This is a genomic window from Collinsella sp. OM06-18AC, from assembly GCF_003438785.1.
GTDB lineage: Bacteria > Actinomycetota > Coriobacteriia > Coriobacteriales > Coriobacteriaceae > Collinsella.
Map to the genome: position 1 here is coordinate 15,906 of NZ_QSTX01000011.1, position 14,254 is coordinate 30,159.

The window sequence follows — 14,254 nt, forward strand, 5'->3', positions numbered from 1 at the left end:
TACGCCTTTCCCTATCGCCCGAGCTTATAACGAGACTTAGACTTTCCTTGTTTGCGAAATGAAATCAAACAAGACATAGCATCTGAGCCACACCATAGAACACGGACGGACATGTGCTCACCAGAGCGCCATAACGATCGGGAGACAACAAGATCCAAAACCCCAAGAGGATTGTCAGTCCGATAAGTGCAACCGTAATCCTAAAAATCACACCTTTACCTTCCACAAAACCAGGAGTCTGAAGCAGCACTCCAAACACAAGCAAAATCAATAACCATGAGAAGTCACTGAAGTACCGCATTGTAATACTCGCAATCTGGAAATCCGCAAAAAGGATTACCGATGCGACAATGAGCGAAAAGATGATGGCAGCCTTCTGACTCTGCTTACTCTTGGATAACACGGGCGGAATGCAAGCAAGGCCCACGAGCAAGAACGGAGCGATGGGCAGCAATCCTCCAAGATAAGGCTCATAAAACCAATAGCCCTGGAAATCAACAGCCATGTCTACACCGAAAACATACGGGTACCGTGCGCAAATACTCAAAGGCTGAACCAAATACTGGAACAAAGCGGGAAGGGACCGCGATAGGTCAATTCCTCGCGAAGTCATATCGCTACCAGTCAGGTTGTATGCGGCGCCAAAATCAAAGACCGATCCAAACCTCATGCCGTTATACAGCATGACGGGAATTGCAACGAGAATAAATGGCGCAATTACCGACACCGTGTTGCCAACGCCCTTTTTTGAGAAAAACAGACGTTCCCGAAATATCGCATTCCAAAAAATCGGGAAGGCAAGCAAAGAGACCAGCACGTATTGGGGCCGGCAGCCCAATGACAGGGCAATCAGAAATGAACCAAGGATGAGGTAGCTCTTCTTGAAGCCCCCGTGGTCTCCATCCAAACGCTCCGCAGATATCCAACACGACAAGCCCAAGAACACAACAATTAAGCCAGATAAAATAGGGACAGAATAAATCTGTGGGAGAAAAACAAGGTACAGCAGTCCACTCGCAACAAAAAATGACACTGAAGAAAGTGCGAACAGACCAAGGGAGACATCTTGTCGATAGCGCTTTGCCAAGCAATACAGCAACGCATTGAAAGCGCAAATGAAGATCACCCCCAAAGCGAGAACGACTTGATCCGTTCTAAGATCACGGCCAGTTAACAACTTGAAGGGAACAAACGCAACCAATGCCGGAAGCGCACCGAAATACGAGTAGTAATGCCCGTTATAAAAAGCATAGTCGAGGTAGTAATACTCACCAGCCTGAGATAATTCCTGAGCTCGAGCTGAAGTATCGTACGGGTTTTCCATATCAGAGAGAACGGCGGACACGGGAAGGTCTAAGGAAACCTTGCCCGACAAAAACGCTTCCGCAAGATGATTGTATTGATTGAAGTCAAATGCAACCGGCCCGCTAATTGTTGGACCGTTAGCTGGATTGTCAACAACCCCAGACAATCGGCTGACAACAACAGATCCCGCCATCTCAACGGTCATTAACGCGACAATGCATCCGATAACAACAGGGCGAATTGGAAACAATCTAGTCCTGTAAAGACTAGATGAGGGTCGGAAAGCAAGGAGCGCACAAGCCAATAATGCAACAATCCCAAATCGGATGAGCTCGAAGCAAAACGGCCTCATGGCATTAATAGACGCGCCTCGAAAATCAAAGCTGAACCCCGATTCTTCTTGAATAAGCACCCGCATCTTATGTGAAACCCCAGAAAGATGCAGGCGAAGGTATTTCGAGCTTTCCATACCGCCGCAGTAATTGTAAGAAGGAAGTTCAAAGAAAGATGAGTTCGCTTCGTCAGTAGCAAGAACCTTTATTGCTAAATAAGGGCCAGTCGACGTTCTCCATGACGAAGATGTCCAGCCTGGAACAGCGATATCAAGGTAAAGATTCTCGACACGACATCCATCGGCATCGAATTCAATATAGGCGGTTTCGGGATCTACGACCTTAATCGTCCTGTCATCCTGAATCTCCAATCCAGGACCAAGGCTCCAATCCACTTCTTTCGCGTTCCCAAATAGCAAAGATTCCCAGAACGGGAAATTGAATACGAGAATCTCCAAGGCCATTGCAATCATAAGTGAAATAGCAAAATACCGAAGAATCTTCTGCAAAATGCTGGAACCATCGTGGCTAACAGGCTCAATGTTATTTCTCGCGCACTCTATAGGAGTCATCAAGTTCTCCAAACTAAACTATGCGGACTTCGCACGTCTGGCCGGATAAAACAAACCAGACAGGAAAGGCGGCAAACAATAAACCACGCCAGCGAACAGCCCCGTGCACGCAACCTGCATCAACACCATAAGAACCCATGCATGCGGAATCTGAGACATGATCTCCCAAATCAGATCCCACCGAATCACATCTAACTCAACGAGATGCATGCAGAAAAAGGCAAGAGAGTTCTTTCCCACGAACTTTAACATGCTGGACAAGACGGGAATTTTAGAAATGTATACCTCAGAAAACTTTAGGAGGCAGATGGAGCCACACACTCCACCAATAACATCCATTGCCCCTGCAGCATACGTGTTGGAAACCATGTACAGAACACCATGGTATCTAGCGCAATACAACCAAATACAGAAGGAAAAGCCCCATAGAATTGGAGACATGCCACCCCGCCTCAAAAGAGACGATTCCTTGATCTTGAACCCAATATATAAGAACAGAACGGCGCACATTGCGGGCTGAACAGCCAAGGGCAACCAGATGGAGTCCGCAGAACCAATGCCAACGATAAAGAGGGCGAGGCATACCAAGGCTGGATAGTCAGTCTTCAACGCCGCATTTAGCAACAACCGCGACCAGAATAACGCAAGTAGAAACCAAATAGCCCCAATAGCCATTACCCCTTCTGGCATAGAGTCAAGAACAGCCCCGGATCCGTATAAAGCCGCCACGGTCCAGGAGCGGACAGTTTCGACAACTAGCCCACCGTCAAATATGGTTCTAAATACCATTAAAACAATCAGGATGAGGCTTGTCCCCAGATATGGAACTAGCAACCCACTCACACTCTTCCGAAGCAGGGCTCTCTCGTCTTCCTGCTGTTTAAAAAAGTAGCCGCTCACAATAAAGAACAGCGGCATGTGAAAGGAGTAGCACGCTTTTACAACGCCTTGGGGCACACCGGCAAAGCTGCAGTGCCCAACGACAACTGCAATCAAAGCGACCGCCTTCGCGATATCAAAAGAGGTAAGTCGTTTCGCCATATCATTCACCAACGTTCTCGCTCAAACCAGGATCAACCATTCTAAAAATTAATTTCGCTTCCGCATCGGCGACTTCATCATCATGACCGCTCTTCCCAGAATTCGCCATCCCGAGAACCCAAGGCAGCGCCAACAACAACGGCGTAGCGTATACCGGGGTTGCCATGTAACGAGGTAACGCAATTGGACCTGCGAGCAGAGACAAGTACACAGCAATAACCGGCGCAAAAGAGAGGAGGACCTCCAGAGGAGATCGCTCAGTCGTCATTCTTGCTCTAGACATGCAGTAGCAGAGCACGATTATTGGAATATACAAGGCATACGTAACCTTATGAAATAGCAGTGGAACCAGCTCGGCGATCTTGAGGTAAAGGTTATCAAAAATGTCGGAAATTCGAGCAACTACCGGAATACGGAACGAGCCGGCGAACAAAGAATCCATATCGCTCGCGGAAGCCGAACCGCCAGAATAAGACTGGATAGCCCCCACTAGCCCCGGATCCCCGGTAGCGGCCGACGCAAGGTTATCTCGATAGAAAATGAAGCTCTCATCACCCTCGGTAACCCCATCTGGATAGAACAGGGGAAGCATTGTTGCCAGAGCACCATCGAGAAATGTCTTCGGATGCTTGAGCGCCGTCCTGAAATACCAACTTAGAAATTCAATCTTTGTCTCAGTGGTCGACGACCCTTTCCAGTACATCTTCGTTGCATCAGCACGCGCAGGCTGATACACAGTCCCAAGTACTTCGGGTGAAGCATAAACGCCTTCAAGAACCCGCCAGTCATCCTGCGTCACTTCGTCCGAATATCTAGACAGGTAATACCCCACCTGCTGCGATGGAATCGACATCATCTCAGCAGAGCTGCCTTTCACAACGCCCCAAGCAGGCAGTGCGATGTTAGTCCAAACAAAAAACAGGCACACCACGGAACCCGTGAGCAGAAGAAGCCGAGCCTTATTAGCCCGACAGATAAGAATCAGGGGCACCAGAGAAAGCGCGAGCAAATATATTCCGGTCTTTTTCGTAAGCACAATAAGACCCAAGAGCAAAAACCCACCAGCAACCACACGAAAGTTCTTAAGCACTTCCCCCTTTGTGCGAACGGTCTCAAAGTAGAACAGAAGGAAAAGAACCCAAACCGCAGCAAATAACGTGTCCTTCGCCATTGTTTGTGCAAACATTGGGAAAAACGGGAGAAGAGACACGAGTGCAACAATACCCCTCCGCAAAATACTGTGTACTTCCAGCCATCTAAAATAACAAAAACAGACAGCAAACGAAATCGCAGTGAGCACAGCCTGCGACACAGAATACGCCAAGAGCGAGAAGGCATGACTGCCAAAAACATCCCCGATAGACCAAAAAAGGCCAAACAAGACAGTGTCAAACCAAGGATGGTGATCGCTTGTCAAAGCGAGGCCTCGGGTCTGGAGGAGCTGCCAAAACGTATCCGGATCTATATTTCCAGGAAAACGAATGAGCATGACCGGGAGCCAGCATGCCAGCACAATTAAAGAGTAACGAAGCAAGTTTGCTTTAAGTACACAAGAAAACGAAGAGCGACCGCGAACCTCGTCCTCATCCAGAGATTTTCCTGAGTGAGCGTCGACCCAAGTAAAGACGCAAACGATCAAGACATATAGAGCAAGGACGAGCAAGGACATCACGATAATGCAAAAGACGATAGAGCCGACACCCTGAATCAAGGACTCATTTAAATATACGGAATGATAGACCTGAAGCCCGACAACAAAGCAAACTGCAATCAGAAACGCTGCAACCAACGCAGCAACATCGATTTCGCGAATGCGCTCCTTAAAAAACATAAGCCTCCACATGCATATAGAACTTCTTGATGTCAGACACAGTCGCATCCGACGATCAGCCCTTTCATTCATTATGACGAAGTCTCCAGAATTATAATCCAGCTCGGATTCACATCATCATGGAACAAGACCGAGAGGCGTGACGTAATTACGCAGATAGCATGCAAGGCGAAATACCGGTATATTCTTAAGCAGGTTTGTTCCACTCTGAAAGGTACCTCCTTGACTATCTCTATCGACGCATCACGCGTTGCCGTCATCATCCCCTGTTATAACGAAGCCGTCACTATCGCTAAGGTAGTAGCCGACTTCCGCTCCGCATTGCCAGGCGCACCCATCTACGTCTACGACAACAACTCAAGCGATGAAACCGCAAAACTTGCGAAGGAATCGGGCGCAATCGTTCGCCACGAACCCAGGCAAGGCAAGGGCAACGTCGTGAGGCAGATGTTCCGCGATATTGACGCAGATTGCTACCTCATGGTCGATGGGGATGACACCTATCCGGCGGAAGCTGCCGCAGCGCTCGCCGCCCCAATCCTCTCTGGTGAAGCGGATATGACCGTGGGCGATCGACTCTCTAACGGTACCTACGCAGAGCAGAACAAACGCGCCTTTCATGGCTTTGGTAACGACCTCGTCCGCACAATGATTCGCTGGATCTATGGTTATTCCTTCGACGATGTCATGACCGGCTACCGGGCCATGTCTCGCCCCTTCGTAAAGACTTTCCCAGTCCTCTCCGAAGGCTTTCAGATTGAGACGGAACTCTCCATTCATGCGGTCGATCGACGCTGGAGGATTGCCGACGTCCCCATCGATTATCGCGACCGCCCAGAAGGTTCGGAGTCCAAGCTCGATACCGTTGGAGATGGTGTAAAAGTTGTGTGTGCCATCGCCAGCCTATTTAAGAACTATCGTCCTCTCAAGTTTTTCAGCCTTATCGCATTGGTACTCGCTCTCGTTGGCCTGATTCTCGGCCTTCCAGTCATTGGAGAATTCTTCGCAACCGGTCTTGTTCCACGGCTCCCCACTGCAGTGCTTGCGGTAGCCTTCATGTTCCTGTGCGGGCTCTCGCTTGCTACCGGCCTCATCCTTGACAACGTCGCCAAAACTGAGCGAAAAGAATGGGAGCTTCAGGTCTACCGAGTATTCCAAGAGGGCAGAAAAAATTAACCGTTCAATTAAGAATAGGAAAAGGCCTGAAACCAGATGGTTTCAGGCCTTTTCATTTACCCCTCTACACAAACGAACGCGCAACAGCCAGGATGGATACCACTTGCTGACATACCAATCTCTCCTAAGCTTGCGGATATATGATAATTGGAGACGTAGCCAATTACATTGGCGTTCAAATAACAGGCTAGTTGCCCAAATACTGATTTGCCTTCGCAACAAGCCAATTGACGTCTGTTCCGGCGGGGCAACTTGTTGATGAATACCACTTATGTATCCCAACGTTATCTCCCATCGTCAAATGTCTCCAACCCTTAGATCTTGCAAGTGCAGCCATGAGCTGTGCACTTGTATCAAGGGTAGCATACGAAGGCGGATTTGCCGTAGTTCCCACATGCTCGATAGACACCGAGCGTTTATTCCACTCCCAGTCGCCAACGGCCCAAGCCGTGTCATTGAGACCGACATACTGGTGAATCTGCCCTGGTGCCACGCCATAATGAGCCGAGGCTTCGCGTGTACCCCAAAAAGTATTATCAATCTGGGAAAGCGCTGTGCACTCAGAGATGTGAATCACAATCACGCTCCAGTCTTCGCCGTAGCGAGACGACGAATAATGGGCACAACCCTTCCATTGAACTCCAGTTAAAGCAGGTGGAATATAGGTAGCCTTTTCAAAGGCAAAACGCTGATTGGCGGTACCATTATCTTCAGAAAGGGCAAGCGCGCCGCCAGAAGAAGCCAAGACAAGTCCACTGGTCGACCGAATCGTATAGCCCTCTCCCCTGTTGTAAACCAAATTCCATTTTTGAGCGTTGCCTTCGTTACGGGTCCAAATTTGGACACCATTACCAGCCGACTGATTGCCGCCCTTGATATCGAGAGGCTTGCAGGATTTAGCGCTAGATATCTCATATGTTCCATCGGAATTCTTGCGAACATCCCAAATCTGAGCCGCCGTTCCGTTCGAACCATAAAATCCAACTGACGTTCCGGTAGCCGTTGATCCACCAGACACATCGAATACATACGACCGGTTCGCCATAAGCTGGATGGTATATGACCCCTCAGAAAGAACCCCGACGCTCTTTACGTTAAATCGAACACCGGGCAGCTCCAACGAATCAACCACGCCCAATGTCGAGGAAGAGCCCGAAACACAGAGATACTAACCTGTAGCTGCATTTTGCAACGCAACCTTGCCGCCAGACAGCGCACTGTGCCACCGCTGAGAATCGGCGCCGCTTGATGTCTGCTGGACAAGCTTCCCGTCATCAGCAAGGGAGAGAACCTTCGCAGAGCCGATGCACTCAATCTCAAACGTGTTGTCCAACCCTGCCACTTTGCTTACATACCATTTTTGCGCAAGCGTATCGTTCGATGTATATAGCTGGACCGGAGCGCCGTCCTCCACGGATCCGCCAGCAACATCCAAGACTTTCGAGGCCGTGGCCGACTCAAAGGAAAAAGCACCTTCACTCAAAAACTCTGTAACCTGATGAAGCGTAAACTTTTGAGCAGCGCTTCCATTGGGGAGATATGCGTCCAAATTCGCCTGAACACTGTCAGAAGCTCCAACAATATCCAAAAACAGGCCAGTCGCCTTATTAATAAAAGAGAGCGTCCCATCGCCGTTGTCGACTACAGAAAACAACTGATTAGCATTGGCCGAATCACATTCCCACTGTTGGACATTAGTGCCCGGAACGAGCTTGCCGCCATCCACGTCAAGCGCTTTTTGAGACTTTACATTACGGATTACATAGTAACCGTCGTGATATTCAAAGCTAAACAGCTGAGCAAGCGTACCGTTGCTACTGTAAAGCTGGACATTTGCCCCACTGGAGCTTGAACCACCGGCAATATCAAGGACCTTACCGGTGGAATTGCAGGCGGGACTCAGAGTGAAATACCCAGCAGGAAGAATATCCTCGCATTTAGCAACTGATGGAGAAGTACTAAACAACGCAAAGTGCGAATTGTTATCATTGACGCTCAACTCAACATTTACACCATTGGACGCACCGCCTCCCTTGGATCCAAGATAGAATCCGGGCCTAAGAGCACTCTCAATGAGATATGAGCCATCGGATTGCTTGGAAACAATCCACTTTTGAGCAAACGTGCCGTTGGAACCATACTGAGCAACATTCGTACCAGACGAGGCGTTTCCGCCGGCGACATCAATCACCTTATTGGAGCCAACGTTCGTAAACGTAACATAGCCCTTATCGTCATGGGAAACGATCCAACGCTGAGCATTGCTCATATTCGACGTGTGCAACTGGATGTTGGCACTGTTATCTTTTGACCCACCAGAAACATCCAGTACAAAGGAATAGTTCCTGCTCGAGCTGACGATATACTCGCCATCCGGCAAATCAGACATATGAGCCGCAGCATCAGCATCCTGTTCGGAGCGCAAACATTTAAAGTCGGATGGTGCAAATGCAACCGATAGCTCGCGCGCATCGCCCCTGGAAACCGTTACAAGCTTGCCAGAATCACTTACACCCAAAGCACAACCCGTTGCAGCGTTAACGATACGATATAAGCCGTTACCCGCATCTTCGACAGCCCAATCATAAATCTGCGACGAGGGCGACGGACTCCCTTGCTTAACCGCGGCCCCAGGAACAATATCCCCATCCTGAGCATATAGGTAGCGATAGGATTTCGCAGACTTTATAGCATAAAGGCCCGCTTCATCATCAAATTCAAAGCCAAACGACTGCGCAATAGTACCATTAGCGCTATACAGCTGAATGGCAGCTCCGCTATCCACGTTGCCGCCAGGTACATCAAATACGCGACCATCAGAAGCCGTTACAACAGCAGACTGAGAATCGATTGTCTGAGCCTTAGAAACTTCTCCGGCCGTATACAGACGGAATCGCTGCGCAGCGGTACCGTTATCGTCATAAACCTGGACATTCGCTCCATTTGCAGTGGAGCCTCCGGCAAGGTCCAAGACAAAGCCAGTCCTAATCGCAGAGCAAATCTTGAAAGAGCCGTCACCGCAATCGACAAGGATCCATTTCTGAGCCCAAGAGCCATTGGACGCGTACTGCTGAACATTGGCACCTGCTTTTTTGCTGCCGGCAAAAACATCTAAGACTTTTCCCGACTTCACATTCGTAATGGTCACATAACCATTCTTGTCATAGGAAAACGTCCAACGCTGAGCCTTAGTTGCGTTAGATGCATATAGCTGAAGATTGGAACCGGAATTTATAGATCCGCCGGCAATATCGAATACCTGACGCTCAGAGACAGAGCCGATGGCATATTCAACGCCCTCATTTACAAGACCCTTGCCCGAAGCAGCGAGATCATTGAGCTCCTGGCGAATAGTGCGCGCTGGCGCAAGCGTCCATTTCTGTGCATCAGATCCGTTGTACGTATAAATCTGAAGCGCAGACCCACTCACGCCATTACCGCCCGGAACGTCAATGGCTTTACCGGATTTCGAATTTATGAACGAGTATTCGCCATTACCGCAATCAACAATGGACCAATGCTGCGCGCAAGTGCCGTTGGATGAATACTGGGAAACTGCTCCACCATTGGAGACAGATCCGCCTTGAGCCTCAAAGGGCTTGTCAGAGTTAACGTTTACGATTTCGTACAAGCCATTGCCAACCTGTTTAAACGTAAACATCTGAGCCTGACTATTATTGGCGTTATAGATCTGTAGCCGCGCTCGGTTATCAGATGAACCGCCGTAGATATCCATGACAAGCTGCGGATCGAGAACGCTCTTTATGGCAAAAGCTGTATCAGTTGTTACGGCCGATGCGGAAGCGAACGTAAAACGCTGCGCGATCGATTTATTCGGAGCCCAGATACGAATCGGAGTGCCATCCGTCGTGCTTCCGCCACTCAAATCGAGCACCCAATTGCCCAATGCGGACTGGATATAGAACCCATTATCGGAAGCGCGAACGTGCCAAAGCTGACTATCGTCTTGAGCATAAGCCGCCTGGACAACCAAAGAGCCACTCTGTGCGTTTCCATCAGCCACGGTGAGATACTGCTCAGTTGACTCATTCTTGATTCGATACGCCCCCGAACCAGCTGACTCAAGGATGAAGCGCTGGTCAGCCGTTCCCTGGGCACCATACAAAGAAAGGCTTCCATCTTCGCAAACGGTAACGCTCGAGGAATCTTTTCCAATCGAGTCGATGTAATAAGTTCCATCAGAAAGAGAAAAATCGGGCAGATTGAGCACATTGATAAAATCAGCAGAAGAAAAAGCGCTCATGTCAACCGTGTTGGCAGTGATCCCATCGATGCGGACTTGCGACGTATACTGCCACCCAAACTGACCGGCGCAGCTAAACGTGGTGTTGAACTTAGGACCGTACTCCGCAATCCAAGATACACGGGGACGCACGCTGGCGGCTTTTAAATAGGTATCTGTATACCAACGTCCGGAATAAATTGAAACGTTGTTGACCCCAAAACCAGACAGCGTATTAAAGTACGCATTCACAATGCCCTCGTATGCCAAAGCGCTGTTGGGCGATATTGTATTTCCGTTGCTGTCGTAGAACGACTCGAGGTCATAAAATATCGGTAACGACAAATCGTATAGACCGTATTTGCTTACGATTTGCTGGGTGAAGTACGCCTCACTTGTAGCGTCATTCGAATTCTGGGCAGTACTAAAGATATACAGGCCAAACGGAATTCCCAGACGGCGAACCTCGCTCAAATTGCGCTCAAACTGTTTGTCAAAATGACTCGTTGAATGCGCGAAACGCAAAATGACAGCATCCACGCCTGAGTTTTTGACCCTATTCCAATCGATCGTCCCCTGCCACTCCGAGACGTCAATGACCTTAAGGGCAGGAGATGCAAACACCTCGTCGTAGCCGTTATAGAACGTTTTAGAAGCGCTAGAACCGCCCCAATACGGGGAGCGATTAGCCGAGCGAGCATCGAGTGCCGCGGCAAGCGGCTCACCTTCCATCGAGCTACCGGCAGTATGGGTACCAAGGTCATCATCGGGATGCGCCTCACCATAGGCAAGACGCTCCTCGAGAGTTGCATCGACGGGAAGCGTAGCATCGTCGGCAAAAACAGGAGCTGCCCCCAGGCTGTAAAGCAGCCCGAGAGCAACCAGAAGAGACGATGCAAGGCGGGTTTTGCTAAACATAAAATCAATCCATTCCGCTACACACACAATTACACATAGGGACGACCGGCTCCAATTGGGTTTCCGCGCTCGCAAACGCCATGTACACCAACGCCCTGATTAGGCCATAAATCAATCATACGTCCATTACCGGGCTCAGCGAGCTGTCGAGTGCCTCCGCTTGCCAAAGGTGCATCCTCGGGAAAAAGTTGAGACGTCGCCAACGGCGAAAACAAAAGACCCGTAGCCAAAACCGCAACTGATAAAGCGGCCAGGCCACGGGCATATCGACTGCAGCTCATATCGGACTCCCAATCCAAATTACCATTGAATCTATGATAGTTCATATGATCAACAAAAAAGTGGTGGTTGATTACTTAATGACGACTGCCTACGCTCCTCGCTGTTTGTAGACCCAAGCAATCCAATCCAAATCATACGTGGTGTAGCCGTCAATCGTGTCGGACAGCATAACCTTATTCATTTGGGGGTCATAGCCTTTCAGAACCACCGTGTGCGAATTTGAGCAAGCGAAATAGCCACCCTGCCGTGCATAGATATTGCCCACGTTGCCCTGATGAACGGTCGTCCAAATAATGACGGGATAGCCATCGTCCAAATACTTACAGAGATCGTAGAGAGATTCACCCGAAACATCGTATGACCTCAGCTTGCTACCCCTACTCGCCAGAAAGTTGTTCGCAGCCCTGTTGAGACCGGGCGCGCAGATTTCGTTGCCATTGTTGTAGCTATGGGGATTGCCCCAGAAGCACCAGACAAAGTCCCAAGAGCTCCGCGGAATCCAACGATCAGCCATCTCACACGGCCCGACGCCAAATCCGTAGTAGTTAAGCACGTTAGTGAGGGCGGCGGACTCACAGCCTTTGGGCAGGCCAGCAGCATACTGGTTATAGACAGGAACGGCCAAATCCACCGCTTCAGGCACATACGTGGTTTGCCTAAAAGCAAACCCCTACGCCTCGCTGCCGTTAGAGGTGAAGATCTGGATATTTGCACCATCGCTTAGCACTCCCCCGCTTATGTCCAAGGCGAGACTATCGCTGAGTGCGGAATAAATGGTAAAGGAGCCGCCGCCCGTATACGCAACGCGCCAACGCTGAGCGGCCTACCGTTTCCCTGCCACTGCTGAACGTTGGCACCCGAAACAGCCTGAGCGTTAGCGACATCGAGGTATTTTTTACTTTTGCAGTTTTGAATCGAAACGGTTCCGTCCGGGTTCGCTGTAATGGCCCATTTTTGCGCTCCGGTATTATTCGATGACCACAAGCGAACATTGGCACCATTGGAACGCGAGCCGCTTGCAACATCCAGCACTTTGGAACGGTCCGAGGAAGCAGTAATGGTATAGGTGCCCGAATCAACCAGATAGCAGCTCCACAACATTAGCGACCGATCAGAAACACCATTGAAAGGCATTACGCAAATATTAGTCCCTTTGTTGCTGGAGCCAGATGCCGTACCGAGCACATTGCCACTTGCAACGTTTACAAAAACGGCACCGCCGTTGTAAATCCGCGCCGTCCAAAACTGGGAATCGCTATTGTTAAAAGAGCGCACGCACACGTTGCCGTTGGCATCCTCGGTAAGCACCCTGCCCGAAAGCAAGCTTTCAACGGTATAGGTGTTGTCGCGATCGGGGACCTTGGCAACCTTCCACTTTTGCGCGACCGAGCTATTGGATACATAGAACTGCACGTTGGCGCCATCGCTCACCGAGCCGCCCGAAACGTCTAGAACGGCTGAAGCGGAAGACGCGCTCGAGATGGTAAAGAAGCCCTGTGGCAAGAGCGAGGTCACCTTGGTGATCGCCAAACGCTGGGACGATGAATCAGACGGGACGTCGCCATATACGTTAGCGTTATTTGCGGTCAAAACCAGACCCGTTGCCTTGTTGGTCGCCGTATACGAGCCATCATCGTTACGCACGATAGAAAACAATTGATTAGAGTTGTTGGTATTTTCACTCCATTGCTGAACATTGGTTCCCGGGCACAGGTTGCCGCCTTCAACATCGAGGACCTTACCAGATTGAGCATTGACAATGCAGTAATACCCGTTGTCGTAGACAAACTTAAAGTCCTGCGCAAACGTGCCGTTAGCGGCATAGGTCTGGACATTAGCCCCGTTGGAAGATGAGCCTCCAGCAATGTCGAAGACGCAAGCCGAATCAGCCATCGGCGAAATGGTAAACCAGCCATCAAGGCCAAAATCATCGCACGGAGGCACATCGGGCGCAGTTGAAACAAAACGAATGTTTTGAGCAGCCGTCTCATTTCTTCCATACAGCTGTATAGCCACGCCGGCACCCATCGATCCACCGGCGACGTCGAGCACGCGATGCCCCGACAAAGTCGAGGTTAAGAAATAGGTGCCCGTATCGAGGGTCGAGTAGCTGGACAGATCAGCTGCCTCGGCAGAAGATTAAGACTCGACGCCCGCGTCTTCATCGGTCGCGCTGTCGTCATGAGCAGAATCGCCCAAAGACGAATCCCGAAAAGAATCATTCACGTCTTCAGCTTTCACAGCCTCTTCCGCCGATGGACCAGCCGGAGAGACTTCAGCAAAGGCAGTCGAACCCGATTTAAGAACGACGGGCAATATTAGAAGTAGGCCCAACAAGAGCCCTGTTTGCAATGCATGCAAACGCGCTTTTTATGACGCATGACATCCCCCCAGACAGCCTCGCCAATTCCAGTAACACAACATCTGTTGCCACAAACAACTCGCATGACTCGACCATCAAATCATGCGAGGTGCACATAGCAAAACTGCCGTGCTCAAGATTCATTTAATCGCGGTTATGCGTATCATGCAAATCTTTGCGCAAAAAAGCGGA

9 protein-coding genes are annotated in these 14,254 nt (G+C 49.8%); 1 reads left to right on the forward strand and 8 read right to left on the reverse strand.

The genetic code is table 11. The features are described 5' to 3' along the window. Window positions 1-64: 64 nt before the first annotated feature. From DXB86_RS07620 to DXB86_RS07630, 3 genes are read right to left on the reverse strand one after another with little or no spacing between them, the layout of a single operon-like run. Window positions 65-2,209, reverse strand: a complete 2,145-nt coding sequence (locus tag DXB86_RS07620) for a hypothetical protein (RefSeq protein WP_117736707.1) — start codon at window positions 2,207-2,209, stop codon at window positions 65-67. A gap of 18 nt (window positions 2,210-2,227) precedes the next feature. Further along, window positions 2,228-3,250 (reverse strand): acyltransferase family protein, encoded by a 1,023-nt coding sequence (locus DXB86_RS07625; RefSeq protein WP_117736708.1) that lies wholly within the window; start codon window positions 3,248-3,250, stop codon window positions 2,228-2,230. A gap of 1 nt (window position 3,251) precedes the next feature. Next, window positions 3,252-5,081, reverse strand: coding sequence for a DUF6020 family protein (locus tag DXB86_RS07630; protein ID WP_117736709.1), 1,830 nt, complete (start codon window positions 5,079-5,081; stop codon window positions 3,252-3,254). 222 nt (window positions 5,082-5,303) lie between these two features. On the opposite strand from DXB86_RS07630, the gene DXB86_RS07635 reads away from it, so the two are divergent. Then, entirely contained in the window at window positions 5,304-6,257 is a 954-nt protein-coding gene (locus DXB86_RS07635; protein ID WP_233504181.1) for a glycosyltransferase family 2 protein, read from the forward strand. 187 nt (window positions 6,258-6,444) lie between these two features. Here DXB86_RS07635 and DXB86_RS07640 read toward each other — a convergent pair whose 3' ends face one another. The 5 genes from DXB86_RS07640 to DXB86_RS07660 form a co-directional block, all read right to left on the reverse strand. Then, complete coding sequence (locus DXB86_RS07640) at window positions 6,445-7,377, reverse strand: RICIN domain-containing protein (protein WP_147330831.1); 933 nt, start codon at window positions 7,375-7,377, stop codon at window positions 6,445-6,447. A gap of 48 nt (window positions 7,378-7,425) precedes the next feature. Beyond that, window positions 7,426-11,418 (reverse strand): RICIN domain-containing protein, encoded by a 3,993-nt coding sequence (locus DXB86_RS07645; protein WP_117736712.1) that lies wholly within the window; start codon window positions 11,416-11,418, stop codon window positions 7,426-7,428. A 370-nt stretch (window positions 11,419-11,788) separates the two neighbouring features. Then, a complete protein-coding gene (locus DXB86_RS07650; protein WP_117736713.1) occupies window positions 11,789-12,343 on the reverse strand; it encodes a C39 family peptidase in 555 nt (184 codons plus the stop codon). Between the two features lie 27 nt (window positions 12,344-12,370). Continuing rightward, window positions 12,371-12,475 (reverse strand): RICIN domain-containing protein, encoded by a 105-nt coding sequence (locus tag DXB86_RS10210; RefSeq protein WP_369831487.1) that lies wholly within the window; start codon window positions 12,473-12,475, stop codon window positions 12,371-12,373. After that, window positions 12,436-13,752, reverse strand: a complete 1,317-nt coding sequence (locus DXB86_RS07660; RefSeq protein WP_147330832.1) for an RICIN domain-containing protein — start codon at window positions 13,750-13,752, stop codon at window positions 12,436-12,438. Before DXB86_RS07660 ends, DXB86_RS10210 begins: the two co-directional genes overlap by 40 nt. Between the last annotated feature and the right edge of the window lie 502 nt (window positions 13,753-14,254).